This is a genomic window from Paenibacillus sp. A14 (assembly GCF_036864815.1).
Taxonomy (GTDB): domain Bacteria; phylum Bacillota; class Bacilli; order Paenibacillales; family Paenibacillaceae; genus Fontibacillus; species Fontibacillus sanfengchensis.
In genome coordinates, this window is the sequence record NZ_JBAGJD010000008.1 from 142,706 (window position 1) to 169,270 (window position 26,565).

The 26,565-nt window shown below is 50.0% G+C and carries 20 protein-coding genes and 1 tRNA gene; 17 read left to right on the plus strand and 4 right to left on the minus strand.

Annotation, left to right across the window (positions count from 1 at the left end):
* Positions 1-489: 489 nt before the first annotated feature.
* Positions 490-1,617, minus strand: a complete 1,128-nt coding sequence (locus V4U88_RS20190; protein WP_334075051.1) for an SDR family NAD(P)-dependent oxidoreductase — start codon at positions 1,615-1,617, stop codon at positions 490-492.
* A gap of 54 nt (positions 1,618-1,671) precedes the next feature.
* On the opposite strand from V4U88_RS20190, the gene V4U88_RS20195 reads away from it, so the two are divergent.
* The 11 genes from V4U88_RS20195 (at position 1,672) to V4U88_RS20245 (ending at position 11,702) form a co-directional block, all read left to right on the plus strand.
* A tRNA-Glu gene (locus V4U88_RS20195) sits at positions 1,672-1,741 on the plus strand.
* A gap of 212 nt (positions 1,742-1,953) precedes the next feature.
* The gene (locus tag V4U88_RS20200; RefSeq protein WP_334075052.1) at positions 1,954-2,085 is read left to right on the plus strand and encodes a hypothetical protein; all 132 of its coding nucleotides are present in this window, start codon (positions 1,954-1,956) and stop codon (positions 2,083-2,085) included.
* A 30-nt stretch (positions 2,086-2,115) separates the two neighbouring features.
* Complete coding sequence (locus tag V4U88_RS20205; RefSeq protein WP_334075053.1) at positions 2,116-2,253, plus strand: hypothetical protein; 138 nt, start codon at positions 2,116-2,118, stop codon at positions 2,251-2,253.
* 424 nt (positions 2,254-2,677) lie between these two features.
* Complete coding sequence (locus V4U88_RS20210) at positions 2,678-3,751, plus strand: LacI family DNA-binding transcriptional regulator (protein WP_334075054.1); 1,074 nt, start codon at positions 2,678-2,680, stop codon at positions 3,749-3,751.
* A gap of 263 nt (positions 3,752-4,014) precedes the next feature.
* Positions 4,015-5,313: an ABC transporter substrate-binding protein gene (locus V4U88_RS20215; RefSeq protein WP_334075055.1), complete on the plus strand. Its 1,299-nt coding sequence runs from the start codon at positions 4,015-4,017 to the stop codon at positions 5,311-5,313.
* A 78-nt stretch (positions 5,314-5,391) separates the two neighbouring features.
* The gene (locus V4U88_RS20220; protein ID WP_334075056.1) at positions 5,392-6,276 is read left to right on the plus strand and encodes a carbohydrate ABC transporter permease; all 885 of its coding nucleotides are present in this window, start codon (positions 5,392-5,394) and stop codon (positions 6,274-6,276) included.
* A 28-nt stretch (positions 6,277-6,304) separates the two neighbouring features.
* Complete coding sequence (locus tag V4U88_RS20225; RefSeq protein WP_213508147.1) at positions 6,305-7,144, plus strand: carbohydrate ABC transporter permease; 840 nt, start codon at positions 6,305-6,307, stop codon at positions 7,142-7,144.
* A gap of 21 nt (positions 7,145-7,165) precedes the next feature.
* Positions 7,166-8,245 carry a Gfo/Idh/MocA family protein gene (locus V4U88_RS20230; RefSeq protein ID WP_334075057.1) on the plus strand — a complete coding sequence of 360 codons (1,080 nt, stop codon included), beginning with the start codon at positions 7,166-7,168 and terminating at the stop codon, positions 8,243-8,245.
* Positions 8,246-8,266: 21 nt separating this feature from the next.
* Complete coding sequence (locus tag V4U88_RS20235; protein ID WP_334075058.1) at positions 8,267-9,226, plus strand: carbohydrate kinase family protein; 960 nt, start codon at positions 8,267-8,269, stop codon at positions 9,224-9,226.
* Positions 9,227-9,237: 11 nt separating this feature from the next.
* Entirely contained in the window at positions 9,238-10,707 is a 1,470-nt protein-coding gene (gtfA, locus tag V4U88_RS20240) for a sucrose phosphorylase (protein ID WP_334075059.1), read from the plus strand.
* Between the two features lie 17 nt (positions 10,708-10,724).
* The gene (locus V4U88_RS20245) at positions 10,725-11,702 is read left to right on the plus strand and encodes an aldo/keto reductase (RefSeq protein WP_334075060.1); all 978 of its coding nucleotides are present in this window, start codon (positions 10,725-10,727) and stop codon (positions 11,700-11,702) included.
* 86 nt (positions 11,703-11,788) lie between these two features.
* Here the strand turns inward: V4U88_RS20245 and V4U88_RS20250 are convergent, their stop codons facing one another.
* Complete coding sequence (locus V4U88_RS20250) at positions 11,789-13,336, minus strand: flavocytochrome c (protein WP_334075061.1); 1,548 nt, start codon at positions 13,334-13,336, stop codon at positions 11,789-11,791.
* A gap of 227 nt (positions 13,337-13,563) precedes the next feature.
* On the minus strand, positions 13,564-14,667 hold the full coding sequence (gene glf / locus V4U88_RS20255) for a UDP-galactopyranose mutase (RefSeq protein WP_334075062.1): 1,104 nt from the start codon (positions 14,665-14,667) through the stop codon (positions 13,564-13,566).
* 178 nt (positions 14,668-14,845) lie between these two features.
* On the opposite strand from glf, the gene V4U88_RS20260 reads away from it, so the two are divergent.
* From V4U88_RS20260 to V4U88_RS20285, 6 genes are all read left to right on the plus strand, one after another.
* Entirely contained in the window at positions 14,846-15,727 is an 882-nt protein-coding gene (locus V4U88_RS20260; protein ID WP_334075063.1) for a LysR family transcriptional regulator, read from the plus strand.
* Between the two features lie 193 nt (positions 15,728-15,920).
* Entirely contained in the window at positions 15,921-18,845 is a 2,925-nt protein-coding gene (locus tag V4U88_RS20265; RefSeq protein WP_334075064.1) for a glycoside hydrolase family 3 N-terminal domain-containing protein, read from the plus strand.
* A gap of 78 nt (positions 18,846-18,923) precedes the next feature.
* On the plus strand, positions 18,924-21,374 hold the full coding sequence (locus V4U88_RS20270) for a beta-glucosidase family protein (RefSeq protein ID WP_334075065.1): 2,451 nt from the start codon (positions 18,924-18,926) through the stop codon (positions 21,372-21,374).
* 1 nt (position 21,375) lies between these two features.
* Complete coding sequence (locus tag V4U88_RS20275) at positions 21,376-21,987, plus strand: hypothetical protein (RefSeq protein WP_334075066.1); 612 nt, start codon at positions 21,376-21,378, stop codon at positions 21,985-21,987.
* A 16-nt stretch (positions 21,988-22,003) separates the two neighbouring features.
* Entirely contained in the window at positions 22,004-23,020 is a 1,017-nt protein-coding gene (locus V4U88_RS20280; RefSeq protein ID WP_334075067.1) for a glycosyltransferase family 2 protein, read from the plus strand.
* Positions 23,021-23,151: 131 nt separating this feature from the next.
* On the plus strand, positions 23,152-25,566 hold the full coding sequence (locus V4U88_RS20285; protein ID WP_334075068.1) for a glycoside hydrolase family 3 C-terminal domain-containing protein: 2,415 nt from the start codon (positions 23,152-23,154) through the stop codon (positions 25,564-25,566).
* A gap of 745 nt (positions 25,567-26,311) precedes the next feature.
* Here the strand turns inward: V4U88_RS20285 and V4U88_RS20290 are convergent.
* Positions 26,312-26,491 carry a hypothetical protein gene (locus tag V4U88_RS20290; RefSeq protein WP_334075069.1) on the minus strand — a complete coding sequence of 60 codons (180 nt, stop codon included), beginning with the start codon at positions 26,489-26,491 and terminating at the stop codon, positions 26,312-26,314.
* Between the last annotated feature and the right edge of the window lie 74 nt (positions 26,492-26,565).

The window sequence follows — 26,565 nt, forward strand, 5'->3', positions numbered from 1 at the left end:
TCCTTGATGCTGCCCATTTGGGGCCAATCCGCCGCTTCGGCAAGCAACATGTCGAACTTAGATCGTCATCTCCGCCTCTAAACCATGCTAACGGTCGCCACAGCCGTTATTTGCCCTGTTTGCGCTGACTCCAAATTCTAACGGCCGCCACGGCCCCTATTTCATATAAGTATGGCTGTTTTGGTCAAAATGAAGGTAAATAACGGTCCACACGACCGTTAAAATCCCAATACGTGATTCAATCGCAACATAACGGCTCTCACGGCCGTTAGACTTCCTAACTGTAGAACCTGCGGTGCGGTAGGAAATAGCGGTCCTTTTGGGGCCTTATTTTGGGGAAAATCGGGTATAACCCTGCTTTTGGGGCTCGTCGCAGCGAAATAAGGCCGTTCTTGACCGCTATTTCTCTCGCGGAGCCGAATTAGACCGAAATAGCAGCGTCCCAAAAGGCCGCTATTTCGGCGTGCGGGAAGCTAGGGCCATTCCGCTTCACCAATCCACCGGTCTGTAATCCTTCAGAAATACTCCGGTCCAAGGGCGATCCGCGTCTTTGCCTTCATAGATCGGGTCACAGATTCTGGCCGCGGCATCCTCGAAGTCCAGAGGCAATTCGATCGCCTTGCGGGTCTGCACCTTCTCGGGAAATTGGTTGGAAACCCAACCGGGGTCCACGCTAGTCATGAAAATGCGCTCCTTCTTGTACTCTTTAGACATGGTGAGGGTCATCATATTCAGCGAGGCCTTCGCCATGTTGGTGTGAACATGGTAACCGCCTTTTCTTTTCGTCTGGAACCGGCCTTCCGCGGCGGACACATTCACGATGAAGCGGTTGCGGTGGGGGCTTCGCATCATGGCCTCCTTCAGTTTGGTATTGATCAAAAAAGGAGCGGTCACATTGATCAACTGCACTTCGAGCATCTCCATTACAGAGATCTGATGGGACTCCGCCGTCCACGAATTCTGCAATTGCGATACGGAGAGCGCCGGGCTTGACTCCGGTTCCAGCATTTGCGGAATCGGCGGCTTCGCCGCTTCTTCGCTGCCGATCTGAAGGGCGATGCGGGGAAGAACCATCCCGTCGGGCAACCGCAGTCGTTCCTCTCCACCCGAAAGTTGATTTTGAAGCTTCGCTTCTTGGAGCGTCAACGTCTCGTATTCTTCCGGCGTCATTCTTACCGTCTGCGCGGCATTATTGATAATGATGTCGATATAGGGGAACTCTTGATCGATATAGTGGGCAAACCTCTCGACTCTCTCGATCTGGCGAAAATCCAGCCCGTAAATATGAATGCGATCCTTCCAATGGTCGAAATCGGGTTCTTGGATATAACGCTGCAGGGCATCATACGGAAAACGGGTCGTCAAAATCACCCGCGCACCGTCCCGAAGCAGACGCAGTGCCGTATGGTAGCCTATTTTGGTGCGGCCGCCCGTCACCAACGCGGTGAACGCATCCAATCGGTGCACGGCCGTCCGTTTCATTTCATTAAATTCCCCGCAGGCCCGGCACAATCGGGTATAGTGGTCGTGTACGATCGGATTCGGTTCTTTGCATATATAACATCTAGGTTTGCGGCCGTTTTCGGTTTTTTCGGTTGTCATTCCGGGGTTCTTCATCTTACCACCTTGAGAAAAGATTTACATCCATCATAGCATATGTTAAAATTTTCCCACACAGTGGCTTAATTAAGGCGCCTGCCTTTCACGCAGGAGATGAAGGTATCCAATCCTTCCTGTGTAGGGTGATAGTTTAATCAAAACACCCCCCCGCTAAGGGGGAGATGGAGGTCCCACTCCTCCTCACCTTTCTATTTCATGCTTCGGAGAAGCCTTTCATTCGTTCTATCGAATGGAGGGCTTTTTTTGTGCTATTTGCCCAGATTATGTCCAAAATTTAGAAAATGAACCCGGTAATAAATAAGGAAATGTATAACAGAGAGGGAGTAGTCGACCGTGTTTAAAAAGGCAAAAGGGAGTCTATGGATCGGTTTGATCTTGGCGATTTCTCTGGTATTTACCGGATGTGCGGGCAAGGAAAAGACCGATGAAGAAAAAACTGACCGAAGCGATTCAGAAATCGCTTGAAACTTCGCTGGCCAAAGGAGCCGCCCTACCATGGAGTCCAAACTCAGCGAGATCCAGAACTTTGTTACCTCCGATATCTGGAATGAAGGTTTCGTCAACTTAAGCTGGTATGCGAGCAGCGGGGCAGGCAGCACCGGAGAGACTTTGGACATTGACTTCGTGATGTAAAACAGGTATGGACCAAGCTTTCCGGCGAAATCGACACGCTGCTGTATGCCAAGCTGAAAGAGAACCCGCCTAAAGCTGAGGATAAGAGCTACGAGTATGATACCGGTCTGTTTAAACAGTATAAAGAAGCATTCAGAAGTGATGTGGAGGCTTTGGATTCAAAATAATAATCATTTTTCTGAGAATCTTTAGACAGCGTAGGCTTTAAGCCATCACATAAAAGAACCCCAAACGAGAACCCCAAACGTTTGAGTTGAAGTCGGCGTTTGAGGTTCTTTTATTCTTCACGGCACTATTCATCTGCATTCCGGAAATAATAAAAGTGACGGCAGGGAACGTAAATGAATCATTCGACATTGGTTTTTGGAGGGGAGAAGAATAAATGTTGATTTAATGTTAAAATATTGGCAAGATTAGGTTTAGATTGCGTTCGGAATCATCCGGGCGACAAGACGATAAGCGAGTTTTTAGGAGTGGTGTCATGTCAGTTACGATTGAAGATATTGCCAAAGAGGCGCAGGTTTCGGTCGCGACCGTTTCAAGGGTCATCAATAATTCCAAAGCGGTCAGTCCGGAGCTGAAAAAAAGAGTCAATGATGTGATTCAAAAAAGAAATTTCAAGCCTAATTCTTTGGCAAGAGGGTTAATCACGAATCAAACAAACATCATCGGGATCATCGTTCCCGACATTTCGAATCCGGTATTCGGGGCATTGACCAGGGGGATCAACAGCTTTTGCCAACAGAAAGGGTATACTTTAATGGTTTGTGAATCGGGGGGACAGCAGGAGAAGGAAGTTGAATTGTTAGGCGTTTTGGCCGATAAAAAGGTAGATGGCGTTTTGTTTGCGGGCGTTGATGTTAATTCTGCTTTGGTAGAAGAAATGAAAAGGCAAGGATACCCTATCGTATTGGTGACACAAGAAGCTTCGGAAGGAGAAGATATCGTTCACACGGTCACTCATGACAATGTGAAGGCCGTGTATGATGCGGTTTCCTTTTTAATTGAAAACGGACATCAAAAAATAGCGTTTATAGGCGGGCCGGAAAACGACTATTCATCCGGACAGAAACGTTTAAAGGGATATAGGCTGGCTCTAAAAGAACACAACATTGAAGTTCCGGCTTCTTATATCGAACATGGGAATTTTTCCTTCGACTCCGGGTATGATTGCATGAGAAAAATATATGAGGAAAATAGTGCCCTGCCAACCGCTGTAATGGCGTGCAACGATGTGATGGCGATCGGAGCCATACGATTTTTAAAATCGGCAAAAGTTTCGGTGCCCGCCGATATTTCCATTATGGGGTTTGACGACTTGGAGTTCGGAAAGTACTTCAGTCCTGAATTGACAACGGTACGGATTTCGTATTTTGATGAGGGGCTTAAAGCGGTCAAGACCCTGTTCAAGCTGATTCATCATAAACAGCAAGCCATACCGAAAACCCAATTTATTCCCCATAAAATTATCAGAAGAATTAGTGTGCGAAAAATATAATGGATAATTTCTATTGATTTTCACTAAAATTCCGGGGTATAATATATCCACATCGGGAAAAGGTTTTCCCGATGTGGAGTAAAAAGCTAGACTTTAACTAAAACAAGGGGGAATTAGAGGTAAAAATGTGTGGTGATTTTTTTGTCTAACGGGAAAAGGTTTTCCTAAAGAATGATTTAAAGGGGGAATAATTTTTTTGGTCATTTAAGAAAGCGCTTCTATTTGTTGAGAACTAACAATTTTACTTCAATGGGGGTTTTTTCATGACAATTTTAAAAGGAAAAAAATTATGGATGCCGTTGATTGCAGCTTCTCTCGTTTTTTCATTGGCAGGTTGCGGCGGGAATTCGGCTGAGTCGGAGTCGGAATCAACAAACGCCAAGGACCCGGTGACCATCACTTTTTCGTTTGACCAAGGGATCGGAAAGCCGGCGCAAACGCTTGTCGATGAATATAACGCAAGCCAAGATAAATACGTCGTCAAAACGAAAATCTTGCCGCAGGACGCTAATGTGGTCCACGATGATTTTGTCAATAAACTGGCCTCGGGCGATAAAAGCGTGGACGTGATGGCTTTGGACGTGGTCTTTGTGGCGGAGTTTGCGGCGGCCGAGTGGTTAACCGATCTAACCCCGTATTTTGATCAGGCAACGCAGGATAAATATTTGCCGGGTACGATTGAAACGGCGACATACAACGATAAGCTTGTCGCTTTTCCGTGGTTCACAAATGCAAGCGCTCTCTTTTACCGTAAAGACGTACTCGATCAATTGGGGGTAGAGCCGCCTACTACGTATCAAGGTTGGATGGATCTGCAAAGCAAAGTGCAGGGGAAGAACGATATTCAATACACAGGGGTTTTTCAAGCGGCGCTGTCCGAAGCGTTGGTATGCAACTGGGTTGAATATGTAGCCAACAACGGCGGAGAGGTCCTGGATGCATCAGGCAAACCGGTTGTCAATTCGGAGAATAATATCGAAGCGACCCAAATCATGCTTGATATGGTCAAAAACTATGCTCCCGAAGGGGTAACGACTTATACGGAACCGGAAAGCGAACAGGTATTCCTGGACGGCAAAGCGCTGTTTATCCGGGATTGGTCCGGATTCTGGAGCCAAGCCAACAAGGAAGGTTCCAAAGTCAAGGATAAAGTGGGCGTTACCGCTTTACCGGTTGGTCCTAAGGGAACTGAGGGGCATTCCACCTTGGGCGGTCTGAATCTGGTAATCAATAAGTACATTGATGATGAACATAAAGAAGCTGCCGTCGACTTTATCAAATATTTGTCCAGCGAAAGCGTACAGAAGAAGATGAATTTGATCGCAGCGCAACCACCGGTATTAAAAGCAGTTTATCAAGACCCCGAAGTTTTGAAAGCGAATCCATTCTACGCGGATTTCTATAACATTATTATGAATGGGAAGGCAAGACCGATGTCTCCTCAATATTCCAGAGTTTCCGATTCGATTCAAACTAACATCCATGCGGCACTGTCGGATCATATCGATGTAAAAACGGCTTTGGACAACATTCAAGGCGATCTTGAAGCATTGAGCAAATAAAGAAATTAAACCGGCATGGGCTGCGGGATGGCAGCGGATGTTCCGCAGCCCATGTCATCAGAAGGAGTTAATGAGGGGATGAAGAGTTTACAGCAAAGAAAGGAAACTAGAGATGCCTGGCTGATGATGTTCCCTGCGCTAATTATTTTATTGGTCATTGCGGTTTATCCGATTTTAAGGACTTTTTGGTTAAGTCTGCATGAAATGGTGTTAACAGACCCGGGCTCAGGATATCCATTTGTCGGTTTTAAAAATTACGCGGATATATTTCGGGACGGGAGAGCGGGAGCTTCGATTTTTTTTACCTCTAAATTTACGATAGCGACCGTTTTTTTTGAATTAGTCGTGGGCTTTGCTGCGGCGATGATTATGAACAAAACGTTTAAAGGCAGAGGGCTGGTTAGAGCGGCGATTCTTATTCCATGGGCGATTCCGACTACCGTATCGGCCCTGATGTGGAAATTTATATATAACGACCAGTACGGTTTGTTTAATGATGTGCTTTACAGACTTGGGCTGATCGATGGCTACCGAGCTTGGTTAAGTACGGAAAGCGGTACATTTATGGCGCTGGTGATTGCGGATGTCTGGAAGACGGCTCCGTTTATGGCGCTGCTTATCTTGGCGGGGCTGCAAATGATTCCCGGCGATTTGTATGAATCGGCAAAAATCGACGGCGCCAATTCTTTTCAGGCATTCGTAAAAATTACTTTACCGATGGTCAAGAGCACCGTGCTCGTCGCTCTTCTTTTCAGAACAATCGACGCGTTCAGGGTATTCGATTTGGTTTCCGTCATGACCGGCGGGGCAAACGGTTCGGAAAGCGTATCTTTATATGCTTACACCCACCTCATGAAGTTCCTGAATTTCGGCTATGGTTCGGCGCTGTCCGTTCTGATCTTCTTAGTTGTGTTTGCCATTAGCTTAATTTATATGAAATCGATCGGCAAAAATCTTGCCTAATATATATTCGGAAAGGGGGAAGGTTACGGTGGATCTTAAGGTATCGAGAACGTTTAAGTCAAGCTTGTTATATGTGCTGGTTTTATTGTTTTTAGCCTTCATTTTGCTGCCCTATATCTGGCAATTTTTAACGTCAATCAAACCGCTTGCGGAGATATCGGCGATTCCGGCCAAATGGATACCCAGCACAATGAACGTAGATTACTATTTTAATGTATTCCAGAAACATCCGTTTGCCAGGTATTTATTGAACAGTGCGGTTGTTGCGACGATCACCACCGTTGTAAGCATTTTAATCGGCGCATCGGCATCCTATGCTTTGGCGAGACTGCGCTTTAAAGGGAAAAAAGTCATCCTGCTGTCGATCCTGACGATTTCCATGTTTCCGACGATCTCCACAGTCAGCCCATTATTTTTAATCTTGAAAAATATGAATCTGCTAAATACTTATGCCGGGTTAGTTATCCCTTATACCACATTTGCCTTGCCTATGGCGATCTGGTTATTAACGAACTTCTTCAGTCAACTGCCGAAGGGGTTCGAAGAAGCGGCAACCATCGATGGCTGTTCCAGACTGCAAACTTTTTTCAGAATTATGCTGCCGCTCATTAAACCCGCCACCTTTTCGGTAGGCCTGTTGGTTTTTATCAATTCCTGGAATGAGTACATTTATAGTTTAACTTTTATGACGGATGACAGCATGCGCACGGTACCGGTGGGGATCGCGTTGTTTCCCAGCAATTATGAACTGCCATGGGGTGACATGGCGGCGGCATCGATTGTGGTCACGGTTCCGCTTATCGTGTTGGTTTTAATCTTCCAGCAGAAAATCATCGCCGGCTTAACCTCCGGGGGAATTAAAGGATAAAACAGCAAAGGGAGAATGAGGATGAGTAAAATTAAATTTGGTCTTATCGGTTCAGGATGGAGAGCCGAATTTTACATTCGTATCGCAAAGGCCCTTCCCGAGAGGTTCGAATTAACCGGGGTGCTGATCCGCAGCCGGGAAAAAGGGGAAGCGTTCGCGCGGAAGTTTGGAGTTAACGTCGTCCAGTCGCTGGACGAGCTAATGAAGGACGAGCCCGATTTCGTGGTGTTATCCGTCAAAAGAGGTATTGTTACCGATTATCTAATCGATATATTTAAAAAGAGGATCCCCGTCTTGTGCGAGACCCCGCCGGGAGAAACGGTGGAGGCCTTGGAAGAGCTGTGGGAACAAGCCAATCAGTATAACGCCAGAATTCAAATCGCCGAACAATACTTCGTACAACCGTTATATGCCGCTTGGTTAAAAGTGATCCAGGACGGTAAACTCGGGGAAATCAGCAATATCAATCTATCGTCCCTGCATGGGTATCATGGCGTCAGCATTATCAGGAAGTATTTGAACGCAGGATTTGAAAACTGCATGATCTATGGGAAAAGGTTTTCCTTCGATGTGACGGAAACCTACGGACGTGAAGGTATGGACTTTGACGGGAAGATTTTTTCCTGTACCAGGGACCGTTTGACTTTGGAATTCGACCACGGGAAAGTCGCGTTTTTTGATTTTTCCGACCCGGCGCAATACCACTCGTTTATCCGTACCCGCCAACTGACCGTGCAAGGCGTAAGAGGCGAGATCGACGACTTGACCGTTCGGTACCTTACGTCCGACAACGTGCCGGTAACGCAGGAATTAAACCGTATCGACTTAGGTAAATACAATAATCAGGAATGGTCCCACAACGGAATCATGTTGGGTGAAGAGTTCGTGTACAGGAATCCGTTTGCGAATGCTCGATTGAATGATGATGAAATTGCCGTGTCCACATGCCTGGATCGGATGGGTGAATACCTGGCCACGGGAACCGAGTTTTATTCTTTAAAAGAAGCGCTGCAAGATACTTATATTTCTTTGATGATGGACACGGTGCTTAAAAATCCGAACCAAGAAGTAAGAACTTCAACAAGAATATGGGCGAAGTAGGCGGATTCCGGGGGGACTGACATGTTTAATTTTGATCATCGCATCGAGCTTAAAAACAACGTAAACGATCTGTTCATGGCGGGAGAAATTCTGATCGATATGATCTCCGCGGATTATAATGATGATTCTACAAGCGGTACTTATCATCGTTTTTTTGGCGGGTCGCCCTCCAATATCGCGATGAACGCGAAGAAATTGGGGATACGGGCGGTTGTTGCCTCGACTACGGGGGAAGATGGGCTAGGCTCTTTTCTAATTCATGAATTAGAAAACGCCGGAATCGATACGGGATATGTCCAAAGGGCGGAGGATTATTCCACAAGCATGGTTGTCGTAACCAAAAGTCGATCCACACCGATTCCTATTTTTTACCGGGGCGCGGATTATCATCTGTCTTACACCCCGGAGCTTGAAGAGGGTTTGAAAAACTCAAAAATTGTACATTTTTCCTGCTGGCCCTTATCCAGAAGACCGGCGAGAGACACGATAGAAAAAATCATAACAACCGCCAAAATGAATAATTTATTGGTCTGTTTTGATCCGAACTATCATCCGATGTTGTGGGAAGACGGTGAGGATGGCGTCCGATATGTGAAGTCGATCATCGGGAAGGTGGATATTATAAAACCCTCCGAGGACGATGCGGAAAGATTGTTTGGAAAACAAACACCAGAACGTTATCTGGAAACGTTTCTGAAGCTTGGCGCGAAACTCGTCATCCTGACCTTGGGAAAAGACGGCGCCATGGTTTCCAACGGTACGGAAACCGTCCGCTTCGACACCTTGGCCACCGAGGTGGCGGATACGACGGGCGCGGGAGACGCTTTTTGGTCGGGATTTTACGCGGCGGCGGTAAAAGGGTATACAATCAGACAAGCCTTGGCCCTGGGGTTTGCGGTCAGCGCCTATAAGTTGAAATATACCGGCGCCATTGTCGATTTGCCAAGGCTGGAAGTCATAAAAAACATGTATGGATTATAGGAGGAGAAAAAGTGACCGTCCAAAACCAAGTACAGCTGATCACGTATCCGGACTCGTTAGGAGGTGATTTAAAGACGCTCAACCGCGTTCTTTCCACGTATTTTCCGGATGTTTTTAAAGGCGGGGTCCATATTCTTCCGCCGTTTCCTTCTTCGGGAGACCGGGGGTTTGCTCCGCTTACGTATCTGGAAATTGATCCGAATTTCGGTACCTGGGACGATGTGAAGGCGATTGGCGAGAAGTCTGACGTATTGGTCGATTTGATGGTGAATCATATTTCGCGGCAGTCGGAGTATTTTCAGGATTTTCTCCAAAAAGGCCGGAAGTCCGAGTACGCTGATTATTTTATTACGCTGGATAAGATCTGGCGAGACGGAGAACCGGTACAAGCGGATATTGAAAAAATGTTCTTGCGCAGACCGCTGCCGTATTCAACGTTTACCATCGAGGAAACCGGCCGGGAAGAAAAGGTGTGGACGACATTTGGAAAAACCGATCCTTCCGAACAAATCGATTTGGACATCAACTCGCCGAAGGTCAAGCAGTTGTTTACCGACTTCTTTATGCATTTTAAAAGGCATCATGTAAAAATTGTGCGTCTCGACGCTGTCGGTTATGTCATTAAAAAATTGGGGACGAGCTGCTTCTTCGTGGAGCCGGAAATCTATGAATTTCTCGATTGGATCAAAGAGCTTGCCGATTCCCTGGACATTGAATTGCTTCCGGAAGTGCACGCTCATTACTCTATCCAGTACAAGCTGGCGGAACACGGCTATTGGATCTACGATTTCATTTTGCCTTATCGCATACTGGAGGCGTTAATCGATAAATCCGGCGAATCGCTGAAGCAATACTTGAAGACTCGGCCGCTTAAACAGTTTACGATGTTGGACTGCCATGACGGCATTCCGGTCAAGCCGGATTTGGACGATATGCTGGATACCCGAGAGGCGAGAAAATTAGTCGATACCTGTCTGGAAAGAGGGGCGAATCTCAGTCTGATTTTATCGGACGAGCATAAAGCCGAGGATGGTTTTGATGTTCATCAAATTCGGTGTTCGTATTATTCCGTTCTGAATGGCGATGACGATGCCTATTTGGCTGCCCGGGCGCTGCAGTTCTTTACGCCGGGCGTACCCCAGGTCTATTATGTCGGACTGCTGGCCGGGGAAAACGATCTGGAAAATGTGAAAAAAACCGGGGAAGGGCGGGAAATTAACCGCCACAACTTTACCCTTGGGGAAATCGAACAGGCTTTGGAAAAAGCGGCGGTTCAGAGATTGTTGAAGCTGATCCGGTTCCGCAATGAACATGAGGCGTTTAACGGGGAGTTCCAAGTGCTTGACTCCGCGGCGGATGAAATCCGGCTTTCCTGGCAAAAGGATGAAACGCGGTGCACCTTGTTCGTTGATCTTAAAACGAATCAGTCGGTGATCGATTACACGGATGAACATGGAGCTATGAAACAATATTTTGTATAACAAAGGATGTGCTAAAGATGACAGTATTGCCAATTCATCATCACGGATTGAACGCAAGCCGGCTTATTTTTGGATGTATGGGGCTTGGCGGAGGCTGGAGCCGGGATCCCATTCTAACCGAACATGTAAAACAGGCGCATGAAGCGGTGGAAACGGCTTTGGCCAGCGGAATCCATATGTTCGATCATGCGGATATTTACGCGTTCGGAAAAGCCGAGACCGTCTTTGGTCAGGTGTTGCAGGAAAAACCGGAGTTAAGAGAAAAAATGATCATTCAGTCCAAATTAGGGATTCGCTTTCCGGATGAAGCGGGTGGCATTCCGGCGCGTTATGATTTTTCCAAGGCCTACATTTTGGAGAGTGTGGACGGGATTCTTTCCAGACTGGGGATTGACTACCTGGATATTCTGCTCTTGCATCGACCGGACGCGCTCATGGACGCGCGGGAAGTAGGGGAGGCCTTTCATCAGCTCAAAGCGTCGGGAAAAGTCCGCTATTTTGGCGTTTCCAATATGAGCGCCGGGCAAATTCGTTTATTGCAAGCCCATTGCAGTGAAAAACTGGTGGTCAATCAATTGGAATTGAGCTTGCACAAAATCGGTTGGCTTGAAACCGGCATCCATGTAAATCAAGATGCGGCGAAGGGCAATATTTTTCCCGAGGGCACGCTCGAATACTGCCAGTTGGAAAACATTCAGCTTCAAGCTTGGGGGTCATTGGCCAAAGGCTTATACTCAGGAGCCAGCCTGGAGAATGAAGACGAAAATGTAAAGAAAACGGCTTTGCTGGTGAAACGGCTGGCGGAAGAGAAGCAAACTTCGCCGGAAGCGATCGTGCTTGCATGGCTGATGAAACACCCCGCCGCCATCCAACCGGTCATCGGGACAACCAACCCCTCGCGAATTCGGGCGTGTGCGGAAGCCGAAAACATCGTATTAAGCCGTGATGAATGGTACACCTTATACGTTAGTTCTCGAGGTGTAGGCTTGCCTTGACTTGAAATAACAAATCAAAAACGATAAACGCTTGGGCCTACCCGGCCCAAGCGTTTTGTTTTGTTGCATCGTTTGTTCTTGTTTTCTTACTTCCCCTTCACAAACTCCGCCGATTTAATGCCGGCTTGGCGGCCAAAAATGATGATCTCGGCCACGGAGTTGCCGCCGATCCGGTTTTGGCCGTGCAGGCCGCCGGTCACTTCGCCCGCGGCGAAAAGGCCCGGGATCGCTTTGCCTTCTTTATTCAATACTTCCGTATTCGTGTTGATTTTCACGCCGCCCATCGTGTAGTGAATGCCGGGGGCGATTTTGATGGCGTAGTATGGTGCGCCGGACAAATCATTGTCCATCCCGGTCGTTCTGCCGAATTCGGCATCCTTTTTATTCTTCACGGCGCTGTTCCAGGTATCCAGCGTTTTTTGCAGCTGATCGGCCGGAACATTCATGGCTTTGGCCAGGGCTTCCACGGTGTCTCCCTGGATAACAAAGCCCATTTTTTCGTACTGTGCGATCGCTTTGGCGCGGGATTTAACGCCGGAATCGAAGACAAGATAAGCTGATTTTTCAGTAAGCCCGTTGATGGCGGCGGTCACTTTATCGCGGGTATCCAGTTCGTTGGTGAACCGTTTGCCTTCGCTGGAGACGAGGATCGCGCCTTCCCCGCGAACCGCTTCCCCGATCAGATAGGATTTTTCCTGTTGTACCGTCGGGTGAACCTGGATTTGATCCATATCGACCGTGGTTCCGCCCAATTTTTCAATCATTTGAATGCCGTCCCCGGTGCTGCCGATTTGGTTCGTCGTTACATATCCTTTCAAATCGGGTCTGACTTTGGAGATCATGTCCATGTTGGCGCCGAATCCGCCGGTAGTCACCACTACGGCTTTTGCGGTAATGGTTTTCTCGTCCGCTTGGTTAAAAAGAACTTTGACGCCGTTCACCTTTCCGTCCTGCTGGGTAATCTCCTTGACATCGGCGTTCACAAAGAGCGGAATGCCTTGCTCTTGCACATTTTTCACCAAACCGCTGACGAGGTATTGGCCTACCGCGGAGCCGTCTTCCGGACGGTGCGTGCGTTTTTCGTTCATGCCGCCCGTAATCGTAAGATTGTTCAAGCGGATTCCGATAGAGTCCAGCCAATCGATCGCTTCCGCGGAATGATCCACGAAGAAGCGGAGCATTTCTTTGTCGTTGGTGCCGTGGCCGCCTTTTAAAGTTTCCTCGTAAAACAGATCATTGCTGTCCTCAATGCCCTGCTCTTTTTGGAACTTGGTTTGCGATGCGTTCATGCCTGACGAGGATTTCGTTGTATTCCCGCCGGCTACCGGCATTTTTTCGAAAATCACCGGGTTCATGCCGCTGGCTTTAGCCTCCAGCGCGGCCGACATTCCGGCTCCGCCCGCCCCGACGATGATGATATCGTAGCTGTCCTTCAGTTGGTCGAACGGGGTGTAGCTTTTCTCGGATGCGCCCGAAACGGCTTCTGCCTTCTGCGTTTCCTGTGCGGTGGCTTCCTTTTGCGCGCCACCTTGGTTTTGGCTCTCCTTTTGATTCTGGTTTCCGCCGCCGCAACCCGCGATCACGAGCATAAGCGAGAGGATGAGGATGAGCGATGCTGATGCTTTCCTTTTCATGTTGAACCCTCCACTTTAATATCTCTAGTTATTTAGGCTACCCGGGAGCATCCGGCTCTCCGAATTCACCGTTTTCACTATACCACTGGTTTATCTTATTTATTGTGAAGTATTTCACAACCGTTGTGAAGTTTGTCTGTGCAAGAAAAAAGCAAGACCGCGCCAAGCGTAGGGCCTGGCGAGTCTTGCTTTTCAAGTAATAAGCCCCGCTTCTGTTACCGACGGGCCTAGCTTTCTTCAAACTCCCGATCGACCGCCGCCAAAGCAGCTCCGATGATTTGATGCATATCATAGTACTTGTACGTGGCTAACCGTCCGCCGAAAATGACATTCCGTTCCTCCTCGGCTAGCGCTTTGTATTGTTGGTAGATTTCATTGTTCTTCTCGTTGTTGATCGGATAATACGGCTCATCACCGGGCTTCCACTCCGTCGGATATTCCTCCGTAATGACCGTTCTATCCTGCGTGCCGAATTCAAAATGCTTGTGCTCGATAATGCGGGTGCAAGGCGTTTCCCGGTCCGTGTAGTTAACCACGGCATTTCCCTGGAAGTTGGCTGTATCCAGCACTTTCGTTTCAAACTGCAAGCTTCGATATTCGAGTACACCGTATCGGTGGTTGTAGTACTGGTCAATCATACCGGTATAAACGACTTTTCTGGCCCGCTGTTCAAGCTCGCTTCTGACGGCAAAAAAATCGACATTCAGCTCGATGTCCGCTCCCGCAAGCATCTTCTCGATGATGGCCCGATAACCGCCGACCGGAATGCCTTGATAGCGGTCGTTAAAGTAGTTATTGTCATACGTGAACCGGACGGGCAGACGCTTGATGATAAACGCGGGCAGTTCTTTTGCGGATCTTCCCCATTGTTTTTCCGTGTAACCCTTAATGAGTTTCTCGTAAATATCGGTTCCGACCAAAGAAATCGCTTGTTCCTCCAAATTTTGGGGCTCCGTAATCCCAGCCGCTTTTCGCTGCTCATCAATTTTTCGCTGGGCTTCCTCCGGAGTAGCTGTTCCCCACAGCTTGTTGAAGGTATTCATATTAAAGGGAAGATTATAGATTTCCCCTTTGTAATTGGCGATCGGAGAATTGGTATAACGGTTGAATTCCGCGAAGCGATTCACATAATCCCAAATGGTTTTGCTGTTCGTATGAAAAATATGGGCTCCATATTTGTGAACCTGAATCCCCTCGATTTCCTCCGTATAGACATTTCCGCCGATATGGTCTCTTTTATCGATGACCAGGCAGGTTTTGCCTCTCAATCCCGCTTCATAAGCAAATACGGCGCCGAACAAGCCTGCACCGACAATTAAGTAATCGTACATGGTGGGAAACTCCTTATTTTTCGTGATTGTCTGTGCCGGCATCCAGAAACACATTCACATCTTAGCATAAAACGAACGCGATCAACTACAAACCACCCCAACCTTCCAATATGTTATACTAAACCATACCATCCGGTTCGCAGGTTCGGAGGGTATGGAATCAGGGGGTTCAACCAGCATGAATACAGAGGCACTGGAATATTTCATTAAAGTCTATGAGAAGAAGAGCGTTACCGCGGCCGCGAAGGACCTGTACATAACACCGCAGGGAATCAGCAAAACGATCCGGCAATTGGAGCTGGAACTGGAAGCTGAATTGTTTTACAGAGGCCCTCGGGGGATGGAGGCCACCCAGGCGGGCGAATTGCTGCATGCCCGGGCCAAGCATATCCATTACCTGATTGAAGATATCAAAAAAGAAATCAGCATTATCAGCGGCCGCAAAGGTTTGTTGAACGTTCTGATCACCTACTCGATCACCTCCGTGCTCCCGGTCGACCTATTGTATCGATTCTCGAAAGACCATCCGGATATCCAGATTAAACTGAAGGAATACCCGGATGATTATCCGATCTCCAAAATGTTCGAGGAGGAAGTGGATGTCGGCCTGGTCATCGGGACAGCGGAAGTGGAGGAATGTGAGTTCGAGCGGCTCGCCGGCGGCGAAGTGGTTGTCGTCGTCTCCAAAGAACACCCGCTCGCCCGGCAGAATGAGATCTCGATCCTCGAGCTGGCTAACGAAGAATTAGTTACGAAATCAGCGGGTCAGGGGAAAGAAAGCGGGTTTATCGAAAAATGCCTGGAATATGGATTTACGCCTAAGGTCGTCCATGAATTCGGCAATTTGATCTCCGCCCACCGGCTGTGCGAACAATACGGAGCTGTGGCGGTTTCCATCGATTTTGTTGAGGAATCGCTTCGGAATGACAACTTAAAATGGATCAGGCTGAAGGAAAAGATCCCGCAGGATATCTATCTGGTCTACAGAAAAAGAGGGGTCCAATCCAAGGCGGTCGCGTTGTTTCAAAACTATGTGAAAGAGAAATGCAAGTCGTTTTGATGGGCCGGAGGGGGCCATCAAAACGGCTTTTTTGCATACTAAACTAAAAGTTACCTCCCCCTAACGATTGGTTGATAGTTATTTCAAAAGTTATACGGTACCCTTAATTTGCAGTCATGAAAGCACATACAACGGGAGCGATCGAACATGATTGTGCCGGGAAATGTGCGTCTTACATAGGAGGGGGAACAAAGTGAGTAAGTCTGGTAGAAACAAAAAATCATTCGGGGTATGGGCGGTTGTCTTTTTGGCGCTGCTGATCGGTACTGTTGTAACCGTTTCAATGGTATCCATCGCGGAAACGCTGAAAATTCTGCTCGTATCGGTCATCATTCTTGCGGTGCTCATCGCCGCATTCGGTTTTGTTTGGGCAAGAAGAAATCAGGCCGAGAAAAAAGGCTGGCGGAGGTTTTGGCTGGCGTGTCTCAGTTTGGGGCTCGTTATCGTCATTGCCCTTAACGTAGGCATCGGTCACTATCAGGTCGTCATTAACCAGTATTTGACCAAAGTCAAGATCGATGAAGATAAGAAAGCCAAAGTAACGGCGGAATCGAAAGCTGTTGTCGAACAAATCGAGGATGAAGGGATCGTCCTGCTGGAAAATAAGGGGAATGTCCTTCCACTCGACCAGAATAGCGCCAGCGAGAAAAATGTAAACGTTTTTGGCCAGGCGTCCGTCCGCATGGTATACGGAGGAAGCGGATCCGGATCGGGTGATGAAAGCGCAAATGTCAGCATCCAGCAGGGATTGGAGAACGCGGGCTTCAAAGTCAACAGCGAGTTGACGGATTTCTATAACACGCATGCGCCGGAAAAGAAGAAACAGGACAACTTTAATCTGGATGGCGGCGACTACACCTTAAGCGAGCCGGCCACCAGCGAGTTTAGCGAGGATTTGCTGAAGAAGGCGGAGGAATTCTCCGATGTGGCGCTGATCGTATTGTCCCGTTCCGGCGGCGAGGGCGGCGACCTTCCGTTCGAAACCTCGGAGTACGGCGGATCGAAGGACCGTCACTATCTGAAGCTGTCGGAAGCGGAAGAGAAAATGATCGATCTGGTCGCTTCCCGCAACTTCAAGAAGGTGGTTGTGGTGATCAACTCCAGCAATGCGATGGAACTGGGCTTCCTGGAGAAAGAAGGCATTGATGCGGCGATCCTGATCGGCGGTCCCGGCGCAACGGGGAATAACAGTGTGGGCCGCATCCTGGCGGGCGTGGTGAATCCGTCCGGCCGTTTGGTAGACACCTATGCTTATGATGTCACCACCTCCCCGGCGTTTTTTAATGCGGGTAATTTCAGATATTCCAATACCAAGCACAAAGCGGTCGACAAGTTCGGCAAGGAGAGCGAAAAGTACCACGCTTTTCTCAACTATGCCGAAGGAATTTACGTAGGTTACCGCTACTATGAGACACGGTACGTCGACAACAAGACGGGTCAGGTGGATGAAGCCGCCTACCAAAAAGCCGTGCAGTATCCGTTCGGTTACGGTTTAAGCTATTCGAACTTTAAACAGGAAATGACGAACTATCAGACTTCGGACGATACGATTTCCGTTGAGGTAAAAGTGACGAACACCGGCGATAAAGCCGGTAAAGACGTTGTACAGCTATACTACACGCCGCCTTATTACGAGGGCGGGATTGAGAAGTCCCATGTGGTACTGGGCGCGTTTGATAAGACGGAAGTTCTTGAACCGGGCGCATCCGAGACGATCAAGCTCGACATTCCGGTGGAGGAGATGGCTTCCTACGATGACCGGAAAGAGAAAGGGTATGTCCTCGAGGCCGGTGTATACGGCATCAAACTGATGAGCAACGCCCATGACGTCATCGATACCCGAACGTACGAAGTGAAGGACAAGAGCGTTTACAACCAGGACAATAAGCGCGCTACGGATCAAACGGTAGCCACGAATGTGTTTGACGAAGCCAGAGGCGACTTGACCTACGTGTCCCGGGCGGATTGGGAAGGCACGATGCCTAAAGAACGGACCGCGGACAAGGAAGCTTCTCCGGAGCTGATCCAGGCATTGGAGAACAAGCAGCCTGTCGACAATCCAGAAGATCAGGATATTGTGTTTGCCGACCATGGACTGAAGCTGAAAGATGTAGCGGGGCTGGATTATAACGATCCGAAATGGGTCCAGTTGCTGGAGCAGCTCTCCATTGATGAAATGGCCCAATTGATCGGCTTTGGCGGATATGCGACACAGGCCATCGAGTCGATCAAGAAACCGGCGACCACGGATCTGGACGGTCCGGCGGGCGTCAACGCGCTCTTGACCGGGATCAACGGCGTACAGTTTATGAGCGAGGTGGTCCTTGCCTCGACATGGAACGTGGACCTTGCGCACAAAATGGGCGAGTACATGGCGAACGAAGCGATTGTTTACGGGGTAAGCGGATTGTACGCACCGGCCATGAACATTCACCGGACGCCGTTCTCGGGCCGAAACTTTGAGTATTATTCGGAAGACGCTCTGCTTTCGGGCAAAATGGGGGCTGCCGCCGTACAGGGGGCCTTCACCAAAGGTGTATATTCCTATATCAAACACTATGCCTTGAACGACCAAGAGACCAACCGGGATGGGGTTGCAGTCTGGTCGAATGAACAAGCCATCCGCGAACTGTATTTGAAGCCTTTTGAAATTTCCGTCAAGGAAGGGAAGTCCACCGCGGTCATGTCGTCCTTTAACCGACTCGGAACGACTTGGGCGGGCGCGCACTATGGACTGCTCACAACCGTACTGCGCGATGAATGGGGCTTTAAAGGCATGGTCATCACGGACTGGGATCTGTTCCCGCATATGGATACGGACCGGGCGATTCGGGCGGGGAACGATCTGATGCTGACGACGATCGGGGAAAAACCAACGAAATTGAGCACGGAGACCAATACCGGTAAACAGGCGATGAGAAAAGCGAGCCACAACATTCTGTATACCGTGGCGAACAGCAACGCCTTCGAAATGAATGTAACGCCTTATCCGTTCTGGGTATTGGGACTCGGACTCGTGAACCTCGTTCTCTTGGCTCTGCTGACCTTCGGATTCTTTAAAGTGACGCATAGGAGAAGCAAGGCAAAGAAGGAAGTAACCGAGACGCAAGCGTTGTAAGAGCGGGAAAATAAATAGAAAATGCTTTGGCGGTAGCCTGTGAGGCTACCGCTCAAAAGCAAGATGGGGTATCGGGAGATGAAACACAAATACTTGATAGAGCAAATGACCTTGGAGGAGAAGGCTTCTCTCATGTCGGGCAAGGATTTCTGGCAGTCCCAGGATATTCCGCGGCTCGGCATCAACAGCATGTTTCTGGCTGACGGGCCGCACGGCATCCGCAAGCAAGCGGCCGCGGCGGATCACCTCGGCCTGAATCCCAGCATTCCGGCCACCTGTTTTCCAACGGCGGCGGCCGTTGCGAACAGTTGGAATGTGGAGCTCGGAAAGAAGATCGGCGATTATCTGGGCAAGGAGGCGGTCGCCCAGAAAGTAAACGTCCTGCTCGGCCCGGGCGTCAACATGAAGCGGGATCCCTTGTGCGGCAGAAACTTCGAATACTTCAGCGAGGATCCGTATCATGCCGGCAAAATGGCCGCGGCCTATATCCAAGGCATTCAAGCGCACGGCATTTCCGCTTGTGTGAAACATTTTGCCGTGAACAACCAGGAAGAGCGGCGGATGTCCATCGATACGATCGTGGATGAACGAACACTGAGGGAAATTTACTTGACCGCATTTGAAATCGCCGTGAAGGAAGGCGGGACCCAAACGGTCATGTCCTCCTACAATATGTTAAACGGCGAATATACGAACGAGCATCTTCATTTGATGCGTGAAATCCTGCGCGAGGAATGGAATTTCGACGGCGTGGTCGTGACGGACTGGGGCGGAAGCAATGACCGGGTGGCCGGCCTGCTCGCCGGCAATGAACTGGAAATGCCGACGACCGGAGGAGAGACCAACGAAGAGATCATTCAAGCGATCAAGAGCGGAAAAATCAAGGAAGAGGTCTTGGACGAATGCGTGGATCGGCTGCTGGACCTGATTTTTAAGACCGAAGAGGTATACAAAGGGGCCGGGCCGAGGGGAATTGATGTCGACCGGCATCATCGGGCGGCTCAGGAAGCGGCCGAAGAATCGATCGTGCTGCTGAAAAACGAGGATGGCCTCCTGCCGCTGAACCCGGGCGTAAAAGCGGCGATTATCGGGGAATTTGCCCAAGAAGCCAGATATCAGGGCGCCGGCTCCTCGATCGTTAATCCGACCCGGTTGGACCGTACGCTGGACTGCTTGCAGGAATGCGGCATCGTCAGCCTGGGGTATGAACCCGGTTTTGAACGGTACGGGAAAAAGAACCGGAAAAAGCTCGAAAGAGCATGCGCCCTGGCGGAGAAGGCGGAGGTGGTTCTGCTCTACCTCGGTCTGGATGAAGCGACGGAAGCGGAAGGTTTGGACCGACAAAACATGAAGATTCCGGACAATCAGATCGAGCTTTTGCACGCCTTGCACCAAGTCAACCCGAACATTGTGGTGGTGCTGTCCTGCGGGGCCGCGGTTGAAATGCCCTGGATCGGCAAAGTGAAAGGATTGGTTCATGCCTATCTTAGCGGTCAAGCCGGGGCCAAAGCGATTCTGCGTGTTTTGACGGGCGAAGTGAATCCTTCCGGGAAGCTGGCGGAGACCTATCCGCTCCGGTATGAAGATACGCCGGCCTGCCACCAATTTCCGGGCAGAGAGGTCAGCGTGGAGTATAGAGAAGGTCTGTACATTGGCTATCGTTATTACGATACGGCGAATGTAGAGGTTCTTTTTCCGTTTGGATACGGACTAAGTTATACCACCTATGAGTACTCCGATCTCCGGGTAGACCGGGATGGCGTTACCTTCAACATCACGAACACCGGAAACCGGGCGGGGATGGAGGTTGCCCAGCTATATGCCGGGTGCAGCGGCGGTAAGGTATTCCGGCCGCGGAAAGAGCTGAAGGGATTCATTAAGGTATTCTTGAACGCGGGCGAGACGCGGACCGTAAAGATTCCTTTCGACGACAAAACGTTCCGTTATTTCAATATAAACACCAACCGGTGGGAAGTGGAGGAAGCGGACTATCAAATCATGGTGGGCGCATCCAGCGCGGATATCCGCCTTGCGGCATCCCTTTTTGTGGAGGGGACCGGGGCGCCGGTGCCATACGATAAGAACGAACTGCCTTCCTACTATACCGGCCGGGCCGACAAGGTCGGCAAACAAGAGTTTGAGACGCTGCTCGGGCGCAAGGTGCCGGTATCGACCTGGGATCGGAAGAAACCGCTGGGCTACAACGACACCATCGCCCAGTGCCAATATGCCAAAGGCTGGGCCGCACGGCTGGCTTACCGGCTTATGATATTCGCCTATGGGTTTCTTCGGAAAATCGGCAAGCGGAGCACGGCCAATATCATTATGATGTCCGTCTACCATATGCCGTTTCGGGGAGTCGCCAGAATGACCGGCGGCGTCGTGAACCTACCGATGCTCGACGGGATTCTGATGATGGTCAACGGTCGTTTCTTTAAAGGCCTGCGCCATTTCTTAAAGGAAAGAAGCAAGATGCTGAAAGCTGCGAAACAGAAAGAACAGCGTGTTTCGGCAGCGAAGGAGAGATAGGATGAACAACCCAAAATCGACATCGGGCCCGCTCGGCTTCTGGGCGAGGTACAAAGAAAAGCACCCCAATACGGCTCAATTTCTGGTATTCTTTATGTTGAGCAACGGAATTACCGTCTTGCAGCTCGTACTTATGCCGGTGTTCAAAAGCCTGTTTGCCGGGACTGCCCTGATCCATTCGAATTTTCAAGTGCTGCAGTTCGGCCATAACTTCGACGGAAGTCCTTATTATGTGTTCGATTATGCCGCAGGCTCGCTTTCTTCCGGCGGCGGGGGCGGTCTGGCCTATTTCCTGGCCGTGCAGATCACGATCGCGATCGCGCAGATTCTTAATTTCTTCGCGCAAAGAAGCATCACGTTCAAGTCGAACAGCAACATCTGGAAGGCGGCCTTCTGGTATGTCGTCGCCTATATCGTGATTACGATCGGCGCAGCCGCCGCGCAAGGATTTTATAAAGCGCCGATTTACAACTTGTTTATGAACACATGGGGGATGGGCTCCGTGGGCGAAACGACCGCGGACGTGATCACGATGATCATCAATAGCGCTATTTCCTTCTGGGTATTTTTCCCGATTTTCAAAATTATTTTCAAACAAGAATCCGAAAAGTAGAACAGGTAGTGTGAATATGAAACTATTATCTATTGTTATCCCTTGCTATAATTCGCAGGATTATATGAGATACTGCATCGAATCCCTGCTTCCCGGCGGGGACAGTGTCGAGTTGATTGTCGTGAACGACGGCTCCCGTGATCAGACCGCCGACATCGCCAATGAGTACGCGGAGCGATATCCCACGATCGTGAAGGCGGTCCATCAGGAAAACGGCGGTCATGGAGCCGCCGTGAATGCGGGAATTCGGCATGCGTCCGGATTGTATTTTAAGGTCGTTGACAGTGATGATTGGGTCGATATTCGCGCGTATCTGAAAATAGTAAAAGCCTTATCCGATCTGGCGAGCCAACATAAAACGGTGGATATGCTGATCAGCAATTTTGTGTACGAAAAAGAAGGCGCGAAGTACAGAAAGATCATGAAATACAACGATGTTCTGCCGGAAGGGAAGGTTTTCACCTGGGATGAAGTCAAGCCTTTCCGGAAAGGCCAGTACATTTTGATGCATTCCGTGATCTACCGGACCCAGTTGTTGCGGGATTGCGGTCTGGAGCTGCCGAAGCATACTTTTTACGTCGATAATTTGTTTGTGTATACGCCGCTTGAGCATGTGAAGACGATGTACTATCTCAATGTGGATTTCTACCGGTACTATATCGGCCGGGAAGACCAGTCCGTGCAGGAAAGCATCATGATTAAGAGAATCGATCAGCAGTTGAAGGTGAACAAGCTGATGATCGAGCAGGTGGATCTCGAGCAGGTCGAGAACGAAAACCTGCGCCGCTATATGCTCAAGCATTTGGAGATAGTAACGGTCGTCTCGGCCATTCTGTTGATCCGTTCGGGCACCGTTGAAAATTTGCAGAAGCGAAAAGAGCTGTGGAAGTATATCAAGGAAAAGGATGTAAGACTCTACCGTCATCTGAAGTATGGCATTATGGGCGGATTGATCAGTTTGCCGGGACGTGCCGGCCGCAGTATTTCTGTCGGTGCTTACAAATTATCGCAAAGATTGGTAGGGTTCAATTAACCCTTGGGGAAGCAGGAGCCGAATGAGGTTTCCTGCTTCTTTATATTAGAATGTCCCCGGAATCTATAGTAGAATGTTTTATACGCGGTCATCCTTGAACTTACCGCCTAGACCATAAAAGAGGAATAGAGATGAAGTATAAAGAACTCATTGCGAGCATGACCTTGGAAGAGAAGGCATCCTTAATGTCGGGGAAGGATTTCTGGCAATCCCAGGATATCGAGCGTCTGGGCATCCCCAGCATGTTTCTTGCCGATGGACCGCATGGAATCCGAAAACAAGCTGTGGCAGCGGATAAATTGGGGCTCAATGCCGGTGTGCCCGCGACCTGCTTCCCTACGGCGGCCACGGTGGCCAATAGCTGGAATCCGGAGCTCGGGGAAAAGGTCGGGGAGTATCTTGGAGAAGAAGCTATTACCCAGAAGGTAAATGTTCTGCTCGGACCCGGGGTGAATATGAAGCGGAATCCGCTGTGCGGCAGAAACTTCGAGTATTTCAGCGAAGATCCTTATCTGGCGGGAAAAATGGCGGCCAGCTATATCAGGGGCATTCAGTCGCAGGGCATTTCCGCTTGCGTGAAGCACTTTGCCGTAAATAACCAGGAGCAAAGACGGATGTCGATCGACGCGATCGTCGATGAGCGGACGCTGCGGGAAATCTACCTGACGGCGTTCGAAATCGCCGTGAAAGAGGGCAAGACCAAGTCGATCATGTCTTCCTATAACAAGCTGAACGGTACGTACACCAACGAAAGCCTGCATTTGATGCGAGATATTTTGCGCGGTGAGTGGGGGTATCAGGGGACGGTCATCACGGATTGGGGCGGGAGCAACGATCGGGTGGCCGGGCTGCTGGCCGGCAACGAACTGGAAATGCCGACGACGGGGGGAGAGACGAATCGGGACATCGTCCTTGCCGTCCGCGGCGGTGAACTTTCGGAAGAAGTGCTGGATGCGTGTGTGGACCGACTGCTTGAGCTTATTTTTACGACGGAGGAAGTTTATCGCAGACCTCATATCGACTTCAATGTGGAGCATCATCACCGCGTATCCCAGAAGGTGGCGGAAGAGTCGATCGTACTGCTTAAAAACGAAGACGGCATTCTCCCGCTCAAATTCGGCAAAAAGGTGGCGGTGATCGGGGAGTTTGCCCAGCATGCCAGATACCAGGGGGCGGGTTCCTCCATCGTGAATCCCACAATTCTTGATCATACGATGGACTGTTTTGAGGAATCGGGCATTATCAGCATCGGTTATGAGCAAGGATTCGAACGTTACGGAAAGAAAAATCCGAAGGAAATCGAAAAAGCCTGCGCCCTGGCCGCGAAGGCGGACGTCGTTCTGCTGTATATCGGTTTGGATGAAGTGACGGAAGCCGACGGGTTGGACCGGCAAAATATGAGGATCCCGGACAACCAGATCGATTTGCTGGACGCCCTGCATCGGGTGAACCCCAATATTGTGGCGATCCTGTCCTGCGGCTCCGCCGTCGAGATGCCCTGGATCGGCAAAGTGAAAGGATTACTGCATGGGTATTTGGGTGGACAAGCCGGGGCCCGGGCCATTCTGCGGGTTCTCTCGGGCGACGTGAATCCCTCGGGGAAATTGGCGGAAACGTACCCGCTCCGTTACGAAGATACGCCATCGGCCCCTTATTTCCCCGGCAATGAAATTACCGCGGAATACAGGGAAAGCATCTTCATCGGCTACCGGTATTTCGATACGGCGAAGGTGGACGTGCTTTTTCCGTTCGGTTACGGACTCAGCTACACCACTTTCGAATATTCGGATATCCGGGTGAGCCGGACGGGCGTCACCTTTAAACTAACCAATTCGGGGGCCACGGCCGGCATGGAGGTGGCTCAACTTTATGTCGGCTGCAACTCGCGGGAGATCTTTAGACCCGCCAAAGAATTGAAGGGATTTGCCAAAGTGTTTATCAACGCCGGAGAATCCAAGACGGTCACGATCCCTTTCGATGATAAAACCTTCCGGTATTTCAACGTAAAGACCGATTCCTGGGAGGTCGAAGAGGCGGAATATCGCATGATGATCGGAGCCTCCAGCGCGGATATCCGGTTGGAGGATACGCTTTTTGTGGAAGGAACGGGAGCGCCTTTGCCCTATGACAAGGACAAGCTGCCTTCCTATTACTCAGGGAATGTGCGGCATGTCGGCGCCTTGGAATTCGAAAAGCTGATCGGCCGGCCCGTTCCGGTGGCCGACTGGGACCGGTCCCGACCGCTCGGCTACAACGACACGATCGAGCAGTGCCAATACGCCAAGGGGGCGATCGCCAGACTGGCTTACCATGGCATCGTGTTTGCCTACTGGTTTTTGCGAAAGATCGGCAAGCGGAGTACGGCGAACCTGATCATGATGTCCATCTATCATCTTCCGTTCCGCGGTATTGCCCGAATGACGGGCGGTGCCGTGAACATGCCGATGGTGGACGGCATTCTGATGATGGTCAACGGCCGCTTCTTCCAAGGCTTGCGCCACTTTTTGAGACAGAGGCGGTTAAAACTGAGGGCGGAGAGGGCTTAACGGGGGTCCCTGAACCCCTCTCGCACACTGGCTGGAACATTGGCGGCGGGTCGTGCCGGAGTTGATATATGTATATAGCGGGCTTTCGGGAGGTTGTTTCGGTAGAGAATTTCGTCGAAGTAACGGACTGAAAGTCCGTTTTTATGCTGCCGGCTCCGGGAAGAGGCCGGGCGAGCCGTGAGGATCGGGCGAGGATAGCGCTTGCTGCTGCCCGGTGGGGAGAACAAGTGAGAGCCTGGGGGCGGTGCGGGGATCAAGGTAACCGGGGGAGTGCCGAGCCGATAGTTGGGGGATAAAGGCAGCCGGGGCGATGTTGAGCCGACAGTGGGAACGGCACCGGTTTCGGCCCGGCCGAAGCTTTCTCACTCTAACGGAAGCCATAGCCGCTATTTCGTCCATTTAGGGCGACTTGGGATTCTAACGGACGCAGCAACCGCTATTTTGGTAAAATGAGGTCATTCGGCGGGAAAGTAGACAAATAGGCGCTATTAGTTCCGTTAGGATTCCGAAAGTACGGATTTCCACGGAATAGCGTCTATGATGTCCGTTAGAGCTAAAGTGCTCGCGTGGAGTTCGTCCGGCCCTAGGCCAAGGCCCCGGCGTGTTCCCGGTCTGGCCCGGTCCGCCCCCCGGTCGAAGTTTTCGCTGCCGGCAACTTTGGTAACATTCTGAGGGGTGCTAGGGGATCACCGGCCGACCCGGGAACTTACTTGGTCCCGGGAGGTCGGCATCAGCAAGGGGGGGATCAGCCTTTCTCAATCAGTTCCAGTTTCTCAAGAATTCGAATCGTCGTCATGGCCGACATGCGGACAGACAGTTCGACGCTGGACTTGGAAATGCCTTCGGCCTCGAGAGCTTCCCGGTTTGCCGCCGTTACTTCATTGATGACTTCATCCACAAGTTTATGTACAATCGCTTTATCCATGATTACACCTCCTTTCTAAGGATATCTTCCTAGACTAATTTCGACAAAAAAGGGTCGTTTCCTTCTGTTGGCCC